Source organism: Nocardioides aquiterrae, from assembly GCF_039526625.1.
In the GTDB taxonomy this organism is placed as follows: Bacteria; Actinomycetota; Actinomycetes; order Propionibacteriales; family Nocardioidaceae; genus Nocardioides; species Nocardioides aquiterrae.
This window is the reverse complement of the sequence record NZ_BAAAJE010000015.1, coordinates 59290-75103: the sequence shown is the minus strand read 5'-3', so window position 1 is coordinate 75103 and position 15814 is coordinate 59290. Positions and strand designations below refer to the sequence as shown.

17 protein-coding genes are annotated in these 15814 nt (G+C 74.7%); 6 read left to right on the top strand and 11 right to left on the bottom strand.

Annotated features, from left to right (window positions below):
• Positions 1 to 31 precede the first annotated feature (31 nt).
• Genes ABD086_RS14600 through ABD086_RS14550 form a run of 11 tightly spaced genes read right to left on the bottom strand, consistent with a single transcriptional unit; the run spans position 32 to position 9466 of the window.
• The gene (locus ABD086_RS14600) at positions 32 to 805 is read right to left on the bottom strand and encodes a DUF6390 family protein (RefSeq protein ID WP_343908296.1); all 774 of its coding nucleotides are present in this window, start codon (positions 803 to 805) and stop codon (positions 32 to 34) included.
• A complete protein-coding gene (locus tag ABD086_RS14595) occupies positions 780 to 1700 on the bottom strand; it encodes a DMT family transporter (RefSeq protein ID WP_343908295.1) in 921 nt (306 codons plus the stop codon). The genes ABD086_RS14600 and ABD086_RS14595 overlap by 26 nt, the downstream gene beginning before the upstream one ends.
• Complete coding sequence (locus ABD086_RS14590; protein ID WP_343908294.1) at positions 1700 to 1936, bottom strand: HypC/HybG/HupF family hydrogenase formation chaperone; 237 nt, start codon at positions 1934 to 1936, stop codon at positions 1700 to 1702. The genes ABD086_RS14595 and ABD086_RS14590 overlap by 1 nt, the downstream gene beginning before the upstream one ends.
• Positions 1923 to 2378: a hydrogenase maturation protease gene (locus ABD086_RS14585; RefSeq protein ID WP_343908293.1), complete on the bottom strand. Its 456-nt coding sequence runs from the start codon at positions 2376 to 2378 to the stop codon at positions 1923 to 1925. Before ABD086_RS14585 ends, ABD086_RS14590 begins: the two co-directional genes overlap by 14 nt.
• On the bottom strand, positions 2375 to 3688 hold the full coding sequence (locus ABD086_RS14580; protein WP_343908292.1) for a Ni/Fe hydrogenase subunit alpha: 1314 nt from the start codon (positions 3686 to 3688) through the stop codon (positions 2375 to 2377). The genes ABD086_RS14585 and ABD086_RS14580 overlap by 4 nt, the downstream gene beginning before the upstream one ends.
• A complete protein-coding gene (locus ABD086_RS14575) occupies positions 3685 to 4473 on the bottom strand; it encodes an NADH-quinone oxidoreductase subunit B family protein (protein WP_343908291.1) in 789 nt (262 codons plus the stop codon). The genes ABD086_RS14580 and ABD086_RS14575 overlap by 4 nt, the downstream gene beginning before the upstream one ends.
• Positions 4470 to 5297, bottom strand: a complete 828-nt coding sequence (locus ABD086_RS14570) for an FAD/NAD(P)-binding protein (RefSeq protein WP_343908290.1) — start codon at positions 5295 to 5297, stop codon at positions 4470 to 4472. The genes ABD086_RS14575 and ABD086_RS14570 overlap by 4 nt, the downstream gene beginning before the upstream one ends.
• Positions 5294 to 5752, bottom strand: coding sequence for a Crp/Fnr family transcriptional regulator (locus tag ABD086_RS14565; RefSeq protein WP_343908289.1), 459 nt, complete (start codon positions 5750 to 5752; stop codon positions 5294 to 5296). The genes ABD086_RS14570 and ABD086_RS14565 overlap by 4 nt, the downstream gene beginning before the upstream one ends.
• Complete coding sequence (locus ABD086_RS14560; RefSeq protein ID WP_343908288.1) at positions 5749 to 6888, bottom strand: 4Fe-4S dicluster domain-containing protein; 1140 nt, start codon at positions 6886 to 6888, stop codon at positions 5749 to 5751. The genes ABD086_RS14565 and ABD086_RS14560 overlap by 4 nt, the downstream gene beginning before the upstream one ends.
• Entirely contained in the window at positions 6885 to 9284 is a 2400-nt protein-coding gene (locus ABD086_RS14555; RefSeq protein WP_343908287.1) for a cation-translocating P-type ATPase, read from the bottom strand. Before ABD086_RS14555 ends, ABD086_RS14560 begins: the two co-directional genes overlap by 4 nt.
• On the bottom strand, positions 9284 to 9466 hold the full coding sequence (locus ABD086_RS14550; protein ID WP_343908286.1) for a hypothetical protein: 183 nt from the start codon (positions 9464 to 9466) through the stop codon (positions 9284 to 9286). Before ABD086_RS14550 ends, ABD086_RS14555 begins: the two co-directional genes overlap by 1 nt.
• 427 nt (positions 9467 to 9893) lie before the next feature.
• Between ABD086_RS14550 and ABD086_RS14545 the strand changes: the two genes are divergently transcribed.
• The 6 genes from ABD086_RS14545 (at position 9894) to ABD086_RS14520 (ending at position 15807) form a co-directional block, all read left to right on the top strand.
• Positions 9894 to 10169 (top strand): DUF1876 domain-containing protein, encoded by a 276-nt coding sequence (locus ABD086_RS14545; protein WP_343908285.1) that lies wholly within the window; start codon positions 9894 to 9896, stop codon positions 10167 to 10169.
• Positions 10170 to 10178: 9 nt separating this feature from the next.
• A complete protein-coding gene (gene ppsA / locus ABD086_RS14540) occupies positions 10179 to 12566 on the top strand; it encodes a phosphoenolpyruvate synthase (RefSeq protein WP_343908284.1) in 2388 nt (795 codons plus the stop codon).
• A gap of 4 nt (positions 12567 to 12570) precedes the next feature.
• A complete protein-coding gene (locus ABD086_RS14535; RefSeq protein ID WP_343908283.1) occupies positions 12571 to 12987 on the top strand; it encodes a CBS domain-containing protein in 417 nt (138 codons plus the stop codon).
• Between the two features lie 91 nt (positions 12988 to 13078).
• Positions 13079 to 14083, top strand: a complete 1005-nt coding sequence (gap, locus tag ABD086_RS14530) for a type I glyceraldehyde-3-phosphate dehydrogenase (RefSeq protein WP_343908282.1) — start codon at positions 13079 to 13081, stop codon at positions 14081 to 14083.
• A gap of 4 nt (positions 14084 to 14087) precedes the next feature.
• On the top strand, positions 14088 to 14633 hold the full coding sequence (locus ABD086_RS14525; protein ID WP_343908281.1) for a 2-oxoacid:acceptor oxidoreductase family protein: 546 nt from the start codon (positions 14088 to 14090) through the stop codon (positions 14631 to 14633).
• Entirely contained in the window at positions 14626 to 15807 is a 1182-nt protein-coding gene (locus ABD086_RS14520) for a transketolase C-terminal domain-containing protein (RefSeq protein ID WP_343908280.1), read from the top strand. The genes ABD086_RS14525 and ABD086_RS14520 overlap by 8 nt, the downstream gene beginning before the upstream one ends.
• Positions 15808 to 15814 lie beyond the last annotated feature (7 nt).

Here is a 15814-nt window from a genome sequence, read left to right as displayed (position 1 = left end):
CCACCATCCGTATGACGTCCCGCGGGGACCCTCAGGACAGGACGGTCGCCGGCGCGGGGACGCGGACGCCGTTGACGACGGCGAGCTGCCCCAGCGTGTAGTGCCGCAGCCGGGCCAGGGCCGAGGCGTCCAGCTCCTCGCACACCCAGTCCCAGTGCAGCGAGCACCAGGCGCCCGGCCGGAGCCCGCCGTGGTGGACGCCGACGGTCGCCGGCTCGTCGACGGGGGGACCGAGCGCCAGCCGGCGGCCGTCCCAGACCAGCGGGCGGCAGCGGACCACGGCCTCGCGCCCGTCGACCGACTGCACCTGCCCCCAGCGGATCCGGCAGCGGTCGAGGGCCCGGAGCGGCTCGCCGAGCCGGCCCTCGCGGAGCAGGCCGAGCCAGGGGTAGACGCCGAACACGTGGAAGGAGTGGTGCGGCACCGCACCGGCGGGCACCGGCGCCACGAGGTCGGCGAACGACCGGCCCGCGCGGGGGCGGAAGCGGTCCTCGAGCGAGTCCGCCAGCAGCCGCGGCCCCACCCGGTCGAGGAGCGGGCTCCCGACCCAGTACGCCGAGACGACCCGGTCGTCGAGCGGGTCCCCGATGCCGTTGGCCGCGGCGATCAGCTCCAGGTACGGCCACGCGCCCTCGAACCCCCGCAGCAGCCGGCGCAGGTCGCCGTCGGCCACGCCGGCGCCGACCTGCTCGAGCAGCTGCGACGCCGCGTCCGGTCCGCAGTAGCCGAGCTCGTTGGGCGGATAGGCGTAGCGGGCGAACCGCAGCGGGCCGTTCACGTCACCCCACCGGCGCGGGTACGGCACGTCCTCGCCACGCGGCCCAGAGCGCCAGGGCCCCGCCGGCGAGCAGGACCAGCAGCCAGTCCAGCTGCGGCCGCAGGGGTACGCCGTCCGCGAGGTTGCTCAGCAGCGCCGTCAGCGGCGCGGCGAGCACCAGGACCGCGGTCACGTCGACGGCCAGTGCCCGCCGGAGGGCCGCGAACCAGGTCGCGACGTACCCCGCGAGCAGCAGGCCGGTCAGCAGCACCCAGCCGGCCTGGGTCGCGGTCATGCCGGTGAGCAGACCCAGGTCGCCGCGCAGGGCGACCCAGGCGAGCAGCACGACCGACCCGAGGGCCATCCGGGCCACGCCGACCGTCCACGACGACACCCCGGCGAGCAGCCACTTGGCGACCACGACCTCGACCGCCCACAGGAGGGTGGCGGCCAGGATCATCAGCTCCGCGGAGCCGAACCCGCCGATGCCGCCGACCAGCCCGACCTGGCCGGCGACGAGCAGCCCGATCGCGAGCACGTGGACCACGCTCAGCCGTTCGCCGAGGAACACGACCGCCAGCGCGGCGACCCACACCAGCAGCGTCTTGTGCAGGAAGGCGGCCTGGGCCGAGTCGGCCCGCGCGAGGCCCTCGAAGAACAGCACGAACGGCACGCTTCCGCCGACCACCCCGACGCCCAGCAGGCCGAGCCACTGGCCGCGGGTCCGGGGCCGGGTCAGCCGGACGCCGGCGGGCGACCCGAGTCCGACCACGGCGAGCAGCACCAGCGCGGAGACGACGTTCTTGGCGGTCGTGTACGCCGTCGGGTCGCCGAAGGCGCGCACGCCGTCGGCGTTGACGAACACGGACACGCCGCTGATCGCCGCGGTGCCGAGCGCGAGCAGGATCCCGGTACGCCGGGCGGGGGTGATCGGGACGGACATCACGGCTCCTCGTCGGTGGTGGTCTGGGGGGTGGCACGGATCCGGGCGGCCTCGCGCCGCTCCTCGTCGGTGAGACGGGCCAGCGCGTAGCCCGAGTGGACCTGGAGCCAGTCGCCGGGGGCGACCGCTCCGTCGAGGGTCAGCAGGGACACGGTGACCAGCCGGTCGCCGACCCGGGCCCGCACGGTCCGGTCGTCGATCCGGTCGACCACCTGGGCGAGCTCACCGAGGCACATGGCCGAGCTCCTCGCAGACGCGGCGGACGGCGACGGGGACCGCGGCGGCGACCGCGGGCGACAGGGGCGCGCCGTGGTCGAACCGGTCGGCCTCGACACCGACCACGACCAGCCGCTCCGGCAGCCGGCCCAGCGCCCGGGCCAGCTCGACGACCTCCGCCAGGCCGAGCGCGTGGGTGCTGCCGTGGCCCGCCCGGATCGGCCGGTCGGCGGTCCCGGTCTCCAGCCGGTGCACGGTGCCCGGCGGTGCCCCGGTGCGGACGGCGTCCACGACCACGACCGGGCTGTGGCCGGCCCACACGTCGAGCAGGCCGGTCGGGTCCTCGTGGGCGACGACCGCGATCCCGGCCAGGCGCGTCGCGACGGCGCCGGCCACGGCCGCGCCGACCGCGTCGTCGCCGCGGTCGGGGGCGCCCAGGCCGATGACCAGCGGGCCGGTCATGTCCGCTCCACGGTCAGGTCGAGGAAGTGCGTGGCGCAGGAGATGCACGGGTCGTAGTTGCGGATCGCGTGCTCGCAGCGGTGCTGGAGGGCGTGCTCGTCGAGGTCGGACCAGGCGCCGACCATCGCCCGCAGGTCGGCCTCGACGCTGGCCTGGTTCTGCGAGGTCGGCGGCACGATCTGGGCGTCCCTGATGACGCCGGCGGCGTCGAGGACGTAGCGGTGGAAGAGCACGCCGCGCGGCGCCTCGCTGGCGCCGAACCCCTCCCCGGCGCGCGCAGGCACCGGCACGCTCGGCGGGCCGGCGCCGGTCCACCCGTCGACGATCCGCAGCGCCTCGTGGCAAGCCTCCACCAGCTCCACCGCGCGCACGACGATCGAGCGGAACGGGTTGCGGCAGGCGTCCCCCAGCCCGGCGTCGCGGGCGGCCTGCCGCGCGGGCGGGGAGAGCCGGTCCGCGTTGAGGGTGTAGCGGGCCAGGGGGCCCACGGCGTACGGACCTCGCGCGCCGCCGTCGAGCCGGGCGTGCAGCGCGTGCGAGTGCTCCACGTGGATCTCCTGGATCCGGGCGCCGAAGTCCCGCACCGGGAACGCCGCACCGCTCGTGGTCACCGGGCTGCCCGACTCGATCGGGTAGCCGGTGGCGGCCCGCAGCGCGAGGTACTCGTAGGGCTGCTCGAAGTCGGGGAAGTCGAAGCCGGAGACGAGGCGTACCGTCTCCACGGCGTCGTCGAGGGCCAGCTCGAGGACCGGCCGCAGGTCGCGCAGCTCCTCCGCGGTCGGGAACCGGTAGAACCCGCCGACGCGCACGTTGACCGGGTGCACGGCCCGGCCGCCCACGACCTCCATCAGCCGGTTGCCGGCCTTCTTCAGCCGCAGCCCGCGCTCGACCACCGCCGGGTGGTCGACCGCCATGTCGACGGCGCCGTCGTACCCGAGGAAGTCCGGGGCGTGGAGCAGGTAGACGTGCAGCGCGTGGCTCTCGATCCACTCCCCGCAGTACAGCAGCCGGCGCAGCGCCAGGATCTCGTCGGTGACGGCCACGCCGCACGCGTCCTCGATCGCCCAGCACGAGCTGGTCTGGTAGGCCACCGGGCAGATGCCGCAGATCCGGGCGGTGATGTCGGGAGGCTCGGTGTACGACCGGCCGCGCAGGAACGCCTCGTAGAACCGCGGCGGCTCGTAGATCCGCAGCTGCACGTCGGTCACCTCGCCGTCGCGGTAGGCGATGTGCATCGCGCCCTCGCCCTCGACGCGGGCGAGCGTCCCGACGTGCAGCACGTGGCCGCCGTCCTTGTTGCCGTGGGTCATCGGCCCGCCTCCTCGTGGCGCTCGCTCTCGCGCAGGAAGGCCTCCGACGCCGCGTTGAACGTGCGGAACACCCGCACCACCTCCGGCTCGCTCATCCCGAGCGCGCCCAGCCGGGTGGCGATCGACGCCGTGTTCGGCGTGTCCTGCGGGCCGAAGCAGCCGTAGCAACCCCGGGAGAACGTCGGGCAGAGCGCGCCGCAGCCGGCCTGCGTGACCGGCCCCAGGCACGGCGTCCCGTGCGCGACCGTCACGCAGACGTTGCCGCGCCGCTTGCACTCGACGCAGACGCTGTGGGACGGGATCCGCGGCGTCCGGCCCTGGAGCTCGGCCGCCAGCACCTCGAGCAGCTGGCGCCGGTCGACCGGGCACCCGCGCAGCTCGAAGTCCACCGGCACGTGCGCCGCGATCGGGGTCGAGCGGTCCAGCGTCGCGACGTACTCCGGGTGCGCGTAGACGACCGCGCGGAACTCGGCGACGTCGGCGAAGTTGCGCAGCGCCTGGATCCCGCCCGCGGTCGCGCACGCACCGATCGTGATCAGCCGGCGGGACACCTCGCGGACCCGCTGGATCCGTTCGAGGTCGTCGGGGGTGGTGATCGAGCCCTCGACCAGCGACACGTCGTACGGTCCGTCGACGACGCCGCGGGTGGCCTCGGGGAAGTAGGCGATCTGCACCTCGCCGGCCAGCGGGATCAGCTCGTCCTCGCAGTTGAGCAGGGTGAGCTGGCAGCCGTCGCAGGACGCGAACTTCCAGACCGCCAGCTTCGGCCGCTCGCGCCGGGTCACAGCTCGGCCCTCGCCATCAGCGGCGCCAGCCGGTCGTAGCCGAGCACCGGCCCGTCGAGGCAGCAGAACAGCTCGCGGAGCTGGCAGTGGCCGCACAGGCCGACGCCGCACTCCATGTTGCGCTCCATGGACAGGCGCACCCGCTCCGGCGGCACGCCGCGGTCGACCAGGGCGCGCGCCGTGTGGCGCATCATCACCTCGGGGCCGCACACCAGCGCGAGCGCGTTCCGCGCGTCGAACTCGGCCCGCTCGACCAGCTGGGTGACCAGCCCGACCCGGCCGCGCCAGGCGTGCGGGCCGTTGTCGACGGTGACCTGGACGTCGATCCCGTGCGCGTCGGCCCACGCGCGGTGCTCGGCGGCGTACAGGATTTCCTCCGGGCTGCGGGCGCCGTAGAGCAGCAGCACCCGGCCGAAGCCGTCGCGGGCCGCGGCCGCCCGGAGGATCGCGGGGCGCAGCGGCGCCAGCCCGATCCCGCCCGCCACGAGCACGAGGTCGCCGCCGCGACCGTCCTCGACGCCCCACCCGGTGCCGAACGCGCCGCGGACGCCGAGCACGGCGCCGGGCGGCGCGGTGGCGAGCGCGTGCGAGACCGAGCCGACGTCGCGGATCGTGTGCTGCAGGACCTCGGGGCGGGCCGGGTCGCCGCTGATCGAGATCGGCACCTCCCCCACGCCGAAGGCGAGCAGCATCGTGAACTGGCCCGGGGCGAAGGCGAGCGGTTTGCCGTCGAGGGCGGCGAGCTCCAGGGTGTGGGTGTCGCGCGTGTCGCGACGGGTGCTGGTGACCGTGAACCGGCGGGGCAGCATCTCGGTGGCGGTCACGAGTCGCTCCCGTAGAGGTCCAGGAGCCGCACCCGGGCCGAGTACAGCCGGGCCGACATCACCTGCACGACCCGCTGGAGCAGCGCGTAGCCGAGCGTGGGGTCGCTCTCGCACTTGCCGCGCAGGCAGGCGCCGTCGAACGCGATCGCGCTGGTGCCCTCGGTGGCGCGCGCGTCGAAGGTCCAGCGGTACGGCGGAATCAGCCACGACCACCCGACCACGTCGCCGTCGTGGGCGGTGTCGAGCACGACGGCGCCCACGGGCGTCCGCGTCTGGATCGAGACCCGGCCGTGCCGCACGACGTAGAAGGTGTCGGCGGGGTCGCCCTCGTGGAAGAGGAAGTCGTCCTGGCGGAAGTGCACGTTGACCGCGCACCCCGCGGCCAGCTCGAGCGCGGCCGGGTCGAGGCCGGCGAAGAACGGGTGCTCGGGGAGGTACGCCGCGATGGCCCTCATGGCCGCTCCTCCCCCGCCGCCTCGCGGCGCAGCGCCGCGGCCTCCTCGGTGATGTCGATCGCCGCCGGGCACCACGTCACGCAGCGGCCGCAGCCGACGCACCCGGACATGCCGAACTGGTCGACCCACGACCCGAGCTTGTGGGTCATCCACTGCCGGTAGCGCGACCGGGTGGACTCCCGGACGTTGCCGCCGTGCAGGTGCGTGAAGTCGGCGTTGAAGCACGAGTCCCAGACCCGCGCCCGCTCGGCCGCGTCGCCGCCCAGGTCGGTGACGTCCGCGACCGTCGTGCAGAAGCAGGTCGGGCAGACGGCCGTGCAGTTCCCGCAGGACAGGCAGCGCTGCGCGACGTCGTCCCACACCGGGCTGTCGACGCCGGCGTAGAGCAGGTCCTTGAGCCCGGCGGTGTCGAGCGTGCGCCCCATCCGGGCGGCCGCCCGCTCGGCGACCCGGTCGGCGAGCCCGACGTCCTCCGCGCCCGCTGGCGCGGTGCCGATCTCGTCCACGACCTCGAGCCCGCGCTCGCTGCCCACCTCCACGAGGAACCGGTGGCCGGCGTCGTCGAGCAGCTCGGTGAGCGCGAGGTCGTACGGCGCGCCGTGACCCGGCCGCGGCCGCGGTCCGGTGTCCATCGAGACGCAGAAGCAGGTGCCACCGGGGTCGCCGCACGTCACCGCGACCACGAACGCGCCGTCGCGGCGGGCGGCGTACGCGCCGTCCCGGTGGGTGCGGTCGCGGAGCACGGTGTCGTGAATGCCCACGGCGTGCAGGTCGCAGGAGCGGACGCCGAGCAGGGCGTACGGCGCCTCGTCCGCGGGGTCCACCGGCTCCGCGTCGAACCCGTCCGCGGTGCGCCGGCCGCGCCAGAGCACCTCCTCGGTGGGGAAGAACACCGGCTTGGCGGACTGGGCGCCCGACGCGAAGCCGAACACCGCGTCGTCGTCGCGCCGGCGCAGCCGGTAGCGCCCCGCGTCCTGGTCGTCGCCCCACCCGACCGGCAGGTCGCCGACCGTCCGCACGGGAGCGTCGACGATCGCGCCGTCGCGCACGGTCGGTCCGAGCACCGTGTAGCCCCGGCGGTGGAGCGCGTCGATCAACGCCTGCAGGCCGCCGAGGTCCATCAGCCGGGTCGTCACGTCAGCCTCCCGCGGCGTCGTCCCTCTCCCTGCAGTGTCGGCCGCGGAGCCGGGACCGCCAAGGGTCCTTGGACCCGTGTGGCGGCGCGAGACCAGACCAGGACCACGGCGGCCGGTACCGCGGCCACGGCGGCGACGACGGCGGCCTGGCGCCACGGGACCGGCGCGGTGTCCAGCAGCTCGCGCAGCGGCCCCCACCCGGCGGCCGCCACCAGCAGCACGGCGGCGCCGAGGACGGCGACCTCCAGCCCGCGGTCGCGCCAGCCGGCGTCGGCGCGCGGCGCCCGGAGCGCCAGCGCCAGCCAGAGCTGGGCCAGCCCGAGGCACAGGAAGATCGAGGTCTGCTGCTCACCCGTCGACCCCGCGGCCAGCCCGACGCCGAGCGACACCGCGGTGATCAGCACCGCGGTGACCGCGATCTGGCGGACCAGGCCGCCGAGGACCGAGCGCTCCGGGGACGGCGACGGCCGGGCCATGTCCGCGGGGTCCGCCGGCTCCCCGCCGAACGCCACCCCCGGCACGCCGTGGGTCACCATGTTGATCCAGAGGATCTGCCCGGGCGTCAGCGGGAGCGGGACGCCGAGGAACGGGCCCAGCAGCAGGACCAGCACCTCGGCGAGCCCGCCGGACAGGCCGAAGCGCAGGAACCGCCGGATGTTGGTGTAGATCCGCCGGCCCTCCTCGACCGCGGCGACCACGGTGCGCAGGTCGTCGTCCCCGAGCACGAGGTCCGCCGCCTGGCGCGCGACCTCGGTGCCGCGGCTGCCCATCGCCACGCCGATGTCGGCGTTGCGCAGCGCCGGCGCGTCGTTCACGCCGTCGCCGGTCATGGCCACGACCTCGCCGCGCGCCTGCCAGTCGGCCACGATGTCGACCTTCCCCTCGGGCCGGGTGCGCGCGTAGACGTGGTCCTCGGGGATCGTGAGCTCCGCGCCGATCGCGCGCGCCGTCGCCGGGTGGTCGCCGGTGATCATCACGACCTGGATGCCGGCGTCCCGGCAGGCGGTGACGACCTCGCGCGCGGACTCCCGCGGCGGATCGACCAGTGCGACCAGCCCGCGGAGGGTCAGCCCGGACGGCGCGGCCAGCTCGGCGTCGTCCCGGGGCGTCCCGTCCGCCACCGCGAGCACCCGGTAGCCGTGGTCCGCGAGGCGGTGCGCCTCGACGAGGGCGTCGCCCGGGTCGCCGGCCGCAGGCAGCACGGCCTCCGGGGCGCCCTTGCAGACCAGCAGCGGCCCGGCCGGTCCGCGGTGCAGGGTGGTCATCCGCTTGGTCTCGGCGTCGAACGGCACCTCACCGACGCGGGGCCAGCGGTCGCGGCCGGCGAGGGCGTCGGGGTCGGCGCGGACCGCCGCCGCCAGCAGGGCGGCCTCCATCGGGTCGCCCGCGGTGCCGCCGCCGTCCGCGTCGTTGCACAGCACCAGGTCCCGGAGCAGCTCCTCGCGCCCGCCGGCGGGCGGCGTCCACATCTCCCGGACCGTCATCCGGCCCTCGGTGAGGGTGCCGGTCTTGTCCGACGCCAGGACCGTGACCGAGCCGAGCGTCTCGACGGCCGGCAGCCGGCGTACCAACGCGTGCCGGCGCGCCATCCGGTAGGCGCCCAGCGCCAGCGCCACGGTGACCACGGCGGGCAGCGACTCGGGGATCGCGGCGACCGCGAGGCTGACGGCCAGCACCAGCGTGTGGGCGACGTCCTCCCCGCGCAGCACCCCGAGCAGGAAGACCACGCCCGCGAGCGCGAGGGTCAGCACCACGAGGCGCGCCGACAGCCGGGACAGCCGGAGCTGGAGCGGGGTGGGCCGTACCCCGGCGGCGGCGACGGCCGCGGCGATGGCGCCGAGCGCGCTCTCCGCGCCGGTCCGGACGGCGACGCCGTGGGCGCGGCCGCGGGTGGCGACGGTGCCGGCGTACAAGCCCTCGCCCGCGCGCCGGGTGACGGGCACCGACTCGCCCGTCATCGTCGACTCGTCGACCTGCAGGCCCGCGGCCAGCTCGAGGTCCAGGTCGGCCGGCACCACGTCGCCGGCCTCGAGGCGCACCAGGTCGCCCGGGACGACGTCGGCGGCCGCGACCCGGACCGGCTCGCCGTCGCGCACGACCACGGCGTGCGGCGCGGCCAGCCGGTCCAGGGCGTCCAGGGCGTTGGCCGCGCGGATCTCCTGCACCACGCCGATCGTGGTGTTCAGGGTCACGACGGCCAGGATGATCGCCCCGTCGGCGACGTCGCCCACCCCCGCGACCACGACGAACGCCCCGAGCAGCATCAGGATCATCGGGTCGCGCAACTGGTCGAGCACGCGCCGCGCGGCCCGACGCCGCGGCGGCCGGGGCGCGAGGTTCGGGCCGTGCTCGGCGAGCCGGCGGGCCGCGTCCGCCGAACCCAGCCCGGTGCTCATCAGTCGAGCGCTTCGAACGCCTGGTAGACCATCATCGCCGGCCAGACGATCCCCTCGAGGATCGCCAGCACGTGCCACCAGAAGCCGTCGGCCTGCTGCCAGAACCACACCCACGCGCCGAAGATCCCCAGCCCGTAGATCGCGCCGCTGCCGGCGGCCGCGCCGGATCCGCTGTCGCCCATGACTCGGTCCTCCTTCCCCGCCATTGCAGCGCGGGACGGCGGCCGCGGCCACGGCCGAACGTCCCGGGCCGCCGGGACGTCTCGCGCGGCGTACCTCGGCGGGCGCGTTCGTCGCGCGCAATTGAACGCCCAGACTCCGTTACCCGCGAGTACACCCAGTCTGGCCGTTCAATTGCTGAGCTGCGGCCCGGCCCAGCCCATGTCCGGACGCAGCCGCACTCGCCCAGACTCCTCGGGGAATCCCTGACGTTCTGGGCCGAAGTTCCGGCCGAGAAGTTCAGGTTTCCCCGGCCCACCGGGGAAACCGCCAAGCCGCCCTGCCGAACGTCCCGCGGCCCCCGGGACCGACGGCCGTTCCGCCGCAGCGGGCGCGCGGCCACGATCGGAGGAGAGCCCACCGGAAGGGCCCACCGGAAGGGAGAGTGCCATGCACACGCGCACCTGGCGCCTGCACATCGACCTGTTCGAAGCGGAGAACAGCACCCGCGCCGAGGCCGTGCTCCGCACGGACGCCGGCACCGAGCTGCGCCACGTGGGCGTGGCGCGGCGGCGGCCGGGCGACCACGACGTCCCCGAGATCGGCGACGAGCTCGCCGCGTGCCGGGCCCTGTCGGGCCTGGTCCACGACCTGCTGGACGCCACGATCGCGGACATCTCGGCCAACGACCCCGTCGGCGGCGACGTCACCGTCGACGTCGGCTGAGGACCGGTCATGACCGCGCGCGCCCTGGTCCTGGACTTCGGCCGGATCGGGCGGGACGACGTCGCCCTGGTCGGCGGCAAGAACGCCTCCCTCGGGGAGATGTACCAGCACCTGTCGGAGGCCGGCGTGCGCGTGCCCGGCGGGTTCGCGATCACCGCCGAGGCCTACCGCCACGTGCTCGACGCCGCGGGCGCCGTACCGGCCCTCGAGTCGGTGTTCGCCGACTTCGACCCCGACGACGTGACCCAGCTGGCCGAGCGGGCCGCCCGGGCCCGGCAGATCGTGTACGACGCCGGGCTCCCCGACGACCTGGTCGCGGAGATCCGGACGGCCTACCGCGCGCTCCGCGAACGGTACGGCGACGACCTGCGCCTCGCGGTGCGCAGCAGCGCGACCGCCGAGGACCTGCCCGACGCGAGCTTCGCCGGGCAGCACGAGACCTTCCTCGACGTCGCAGGCGAGGAGGAGCTGCTCGACGCGGTGCGCAAGTGCTTCGCGAGCATCTTCACCGACCGCGGCGTCCACTACCGGCACCGGCAGGGCTACGGCCAGCTCGAGGTCGCGCTCTCCGTGGGTGTCATGAAGATGGTGCGCTCGGACCTCGCCAGCTCTGGCGTGATGTTCACGCTGGACACCGAGTCCGGCTTCCGCGACGTCGTCTTCGTCACCGGGTCCTACGGCCTCGGCGAGTACGTCGTCCAGGGCTCGGTCGACCCCGACGAGTTCTACGTCCACAAGCCGACCTACCAGGCCGGCTACCGCGCGGTGCTCCGCCGCCGCCTCGGCCAGAAGGCGATCCGCCTGGTGACCGCGGGCGCGTCCGGCACCCGCGACGAGTCGGTCCCCGAGCCGGAACGGCGCCGCTTCTGCCTCGCCGACGGCGAGGTGCTCGAGCTGGCGGGCGCCGCCGTCGCGATCGAGCGCTACTACGGCCAGCCGATGGACATCGAGTGGGCCAAGGACGGCGTGGACGGGCTGACCTACATCGTCCAGGCGCGCCCGGAGACGGCGACCTCGCAGGCGCCGGTCACCACGCTGCGCCGGTACGTCGTCGACGCGCACGGCGAGTCGATCGTGGCCGGCCGCGCCGTGGGCGACCACATCGCGATCGGCCCGGCCCGCGTCATCACCGACACCAGCCACCTGTCCGAGTTCCGGCCCGGCGAGGTGCTCGTGTCCGAGACCACCACGCCGGACTGGGAGCCGGTCATGAAGACCGCGGCCGCGGTTGTCACCGACCGCGGCGGTCGGACCTGCCACGCGGCGATCGTCGCGCGCGAGCTCGGGCTGCCGGCCGTGGTCGGCACCGACGTCGGCACCGGCACGATCAAGGACGGCGACCTGGTCAGTGTCTCCTGCGCGGAGGGCGAGACCGGCCACGTGTACCGCGGTGAGGTCACCTACCACGTCGACGAGCTCGACCTCAGCGACATGTTGCGGCCGCGCACGAAGATCATGCTCAACCTCGGCAACCCGGCGCTGGCCTTCCACACCGCCCTGCTGCCGAACGACGGCGTGGGCCTGGCGCGGATGGAGTTCATCATCAGCGAGTCGGTCAAGGCCCACCCGCTGGCGCTGCTGCACCCCGACCGGATCGCCGACCCCGGCGAGCGCGCGGAGGTCGCCGAGCTGGTGTCCGGCCACGCCGACGGCGCGGCGTTCTTCGTCGAGCGGCTGTCGGAGGGCGTCGGCACGATCGCCGCGGCGTTCTACCCCAAGCCCGTCGTGGTGCGCATGTCGGACTTCAAGACCAACGAGTACGCCGGCCTGCTCGGCGGCTCCGCCTTCGAGCCGCACGAGGACAACCCGATGCTGGGGTTCCGGGGCGCGTCGCGCTACGCGCACCCGGCGTACGAGGAGGGCTTCGAGCTCGAGTGCCGGGCGATGCGGCGGGTCCGCGAGGAGATGGGCCTGACCAACGTGATCCTGATGCTGCCGTTCGTGCGGCGTCTCGAGGAGGCCGACCTGGTCCTGGCCCGGATGGCCCAGCACGGGCTGGAGCGCGGCCGCGACGGCCTGGAGATCTACGCGATGTGCGAGATCCCGAACAACGTCGTGCTGGTCGACCAGTTCGCCGCCCGGTTCGACGGGTTCTCGATCGGGTCGAACGACCTGACCCAGCTGACGCTCGGCGTCGACCGGGACAGCGGGATCGTCGCCTTCGACTACGACGAGCGCGACCCGGGCGTGAAGCGGATGATCCAGCTCGCGGTCGAGGGCTGCCGGCGGCACGGCATCCACTCCGGGATCTGCGGGCAGGCGCCGTCGGACTACCCGGACATGGCCGAGTTCCTCGTCGAGATCGGGATCGACTCGATGAGCCTCAACCCGGACAGCATCCTGCGCACGACGCGAGCGGTCCTCGACCTGGAGGAGCGCCTCCAGCAGGCGTGGTGACACCGTGACCGGGCTGCGGGTGCGCGACGTGATGTCGCGCGACGTCGTGACGGTCCGGCCGGACGCCGCCATCGGCACGGCGATCGACCGGGTGCTGCGGCGCGGCCACACGCACCTGGTCGTCGTCGACGACGACGGCGTCCTGGTCGACATCGTCTCCGCGCACCTGCTGACCACCGCGCTGATGACCCGGCTGATCGAGCGCCACCAGCCGCTCTCCGACGTGCTCGCCGACCCGGCGGCGATCCGCGCCGGCGCCCGCCTCCACGAGGCGGCCGGCCTGATGATGGCGCTGTCGGTGGACGCGCTGGGCGTCGTCGACCGCCAGGGCCGGCTGGTCGGCGTGCTGACCTGGGCCGACATCGGCCGGTCCGTCGCCCCACCCCTCACCGTCCGGGCAGAACGGCGCGCGCCCGGATGACCTTCGGCCCTGCACCGGTCAAGGCCGCGCCGGAACGCTGGGAGGAGCAGCGAGAACCCACCAGCGGCGCAACATCGGCGAGGAGGCCACCATGGCAGTGCGAGTCGGGATCAACGGCATGGGACGGATCGGGCGGGCGTTCCTGCGGCTCGCCGAGGAGATCGACGAGCTCGAGGTCGTGGCCGTCAACGACGTCGCCGAGCCGGCGATGATCGCGACCCTGCTGCGGCGCGACAGCACGTTCGGGCCGTTCCGTGGCGACATCGGGCTGGACGGCCCGACGCTCTTCGTCAACGGCCGCAAGGTCGCCATCACCGCCGAGCGCGACCCGTCCGCCCTCCCCTGGGAGGAGCACGCGGTGCAGGTGGTCGTCGAGGCGTCCGGCAAGTTCCGCACCCGCGACGCGGCCGCCGCCCATCTCGACGCCGGCGCGCAGCGGGTCGTCATCTCCGCGCCCGGCAAGGGCGTCGACGCCACCATCGTGATGGGCGTCAACGACGACGCCTACGATCCCGACCGACACCGCGTCGTCTCCAACGCGTCGTGCACGACCAACTGTGTGGCGCCGATGGTGAAGGTCCTCCACGACGCGTTCGGGCTGCGGTACGGCTTCATGTCGACCGTCCACGCCTACACCGGCGACCAGAACATCCTCGACGCGCCGCACAAGGACCCGCGGCGGGCGCGCGCGGCGGCGGTCAACATCGTGCCGACCACCACCGGCGCGGCCAAGGCGGTCGGCGAGGTGCTCCCCGAGCTCGCCGGACGGCTGGACGGCGTGGCCCTGCGGGTCCCGGTCGTCGACGGCTCCCTGGTCGACCTCGCGGTGCTCCTCGAGCACAGCGTGGGCGTCGAGGAGATCAATGCCGCGTTCGCGGCCGCGGCCGCGGACGGGCCGCTCGCCGGCCGGCTGCGCTACGACACCGAGCCCCTGGTCTCGTGCGACGTGATCGGCGACTCCGCGTCCTGCGTGTTCGACGCACCGCTGACCCAGGCCCGGGGCGGCTTCGCCAAGGTCTTCGGCTGGTACGACAACGAGTGGGGCTACACCAGCCGGCTCGCCGACCTGACCCGGCTGGTCGGGACCGGGCGGTGAGCCCGTGTTCAACGTCAGGTTCCACGGACGGGGCGGCCAGGGCGTCGTGACGGCGGCCGAGATGCTGTCGGTCGCCGCCTTCGACAGCGGCCGGCACGCCCAGGCGTTCCCGACCTTCGGCTCGGAGCGCACCGGCGCACCGGTGGTGTCGTTCTGCCGCATCGACGACGCGCCGATCCGGTTCCACGAGCCGATCGAGACGCCGCACGCCGTGGTGGTCCAGGACCCGACGCTGCTGCACGTCGTCCCGGTGCTGCAGGGCGTCACACCCTCGACGTACCTGCTGGTGAACACCTCGCGGACGCCCGCGGAGCTGGGGCTGGAGAACGTCGGACGGGTGACGACGCTGCCCGCGACCGACCTCGCCCGCGAGGTGATCGGCCGGCCGCTGCCCAACACCGCGCTGCTCGGGGCGCTCGCGGCCCTGACGGGGGTGGTGTCCCTGGACGCGGTCATCGACGCGATCCGGCAGCGGTGGGCGGGCGCGGTGGGCGACGCCAACGTCGAGGTCGCGGTCCGGGCGCACGCGGGGGTGAGCACCCATGCGTGAGCAGCTCGAGGGCTCGCAGGCGGTGGCCCGCGCCGTGGCGCTGTGCCGGCCGCACGTGGTCGCCGCCTACCCGATCTCGCCGCAGACGCACATCGTCGAGGCGCTCTCGGACCTGGTCCGGACCGGCGACCTGGCCCCGTGCGAGTACCTGACGGTCGAGTCGGAGTTCGGCGCCATGTCCGCCTGCATCGGCGCGTCCGCGGTGGGCGCTCGCGCCTACACGGCCACCAACAGCCAGGGCCTGCTCTACATGACCGAGGCGGTGTTCAACGCCTCCGGGCTGGGCCTGCCGATCGTGATGACGGTGACCAACCGCGCCGTCGGCGCCCCCATCAACATCTGGAACGACCAGTCCGACTCCATGGCGCTGCGGGACGCGGGCTGGATCCAGCTGCACGCGGCCTCGGTCCAGGAGGCCGCGGACCTGCACCTCCAGGCGTACGTCCTGGCCGAGCGGCTCTCGGTGCCGGTCATGGTGTGCATGGACGGCTTCGTGCTCACGCACGCCACCGAGGAGGTCGACCTGCCCGCGCAGGGACAGGTCGACGCGTTCGTCCCGCCGTACCGGCCGCGGCAGGTGCTCGACCCCGCCGACCCGGTCACGATCGGCGCGATGGTCGGCCCCGAGGCGTTCACCGAGGTCCGCTACCTCAACGAGCAGCGCCTGCAGCGGGCCCTCGACGAGGTGCCGGCGATCGGCGCGGACTTCGCGCGTGGCTTCGGCCGGTCGTCCGGCGGGCTGCTGCACACGCACCGCACCGAGGGGGCCGAGACGGTGCTGGTCACCATCGGCTCCGCCGCCGGTGCCGCCGAGGAGGTCGTCGACGAGCTCCGCGCCGAGGGCCGCTCCGTCGGCGCCGTCGCGATCACGTGCTTCCGGCCGTGGCCCACCGAGGCGGTCCGCGACGCGCTCTCCGGCGCGCGCCGCGTCGTGGTGCTCGAACGCGCGTTCAGCCCCGGCTCCGGCAGCATCGTCGGGAACGACGTCCGCCGCTCGCTCGGCCGCCCGCTGGTGCCGGTGATCGAGACCGTGGCCGGCCTCGGCGGCCGTCCGGTCCGGCGCGCCGACGTACGGCGCCTGCTCGACGACGCGGCCGGCGGCCGGCTCGAGCCCGGCACGCTGCACTTCCTCGACCTCGACCACGCGCTGCTCGCGCGGGCCACGACCGGCTGAGGAGGCC

Coding starts and splice junctions, on each gene's coding strand:
- ABD086_RS14595 (WP_343908295.1), bottom strand. CDS start 1,700: ATGTCCGTCCCGATCACCCCCGCCCGGCGTACCGGGATCCTGCTCGCG.
- ABD086_RS14590 (WP_343908294.1), bottom strand. CDS start 1,936: ATGTGCCTCGGTGAGCTCGCCCAGGTGGTCGACCGGATCGACGACCGG.
- ABD086_RS14585 (WP_343908293.1), bottom strand. CDS start 2,378: ATGACCGGCCCGCTGGTCATCGGCCTGGGCGCCCCCGACCGCGGCGAC.
- ABD086_RS14580 (WP_343908292.1), bottom strand. CDS start 3,688: ATGACCCACGGCAACAAGGACGGCGGCCACGTGCTGCACGTCGGGACG.
- ABD086_RS14565 (WP_343908289.1), bottom strand. CDS start 5,752: ATGAGGGCCATCGCGGCGTACCTCCCCGAGCACCCGTTCTTCGCCGGC.
- ABD086_RS14555 (WP_343908287.1), bottom strand. CDS start 9,284: ATGAGCACCGGGCTGGGTTCGGCGGACGCGGCCCGCCGGCTCGCCGAG.
- ABD086_RS14550 (WP_343908286.1), bottom strand. CDS start 9,466: ATGGGCGACAGCGGATCCGGCGCGGCCGCCGGCAGCGGCGCGATCTAC.
- ABD086_RS14545 (WP_343908285.1), top strand. CDS start 9,894: ATGCACACGCGCACCTGGCGCCTGCACATCGACCTGTTCGAAGCGGAG.
- ppsA (WP_343908284.1), top strand. CDS start 10,179: ATGACCGCGCGCGCCCTGGTCCTGGACTTCGGCCGGATCGGGCGGGAC.
- gap (WP_343908282.1), top strand. CDS start 13,079: ATGGCAGTGCGAGTCGGGATCAACGGCATGGGACGGATCGGGCGGGCG.
- ABD086_RS14520 (WP_343908280.1), top strand. CDS start 14,626: ATGCGTGAGCAGCTCGAGGGCTCGCAGGCGGTGGCCCGCGCCGTGGCG.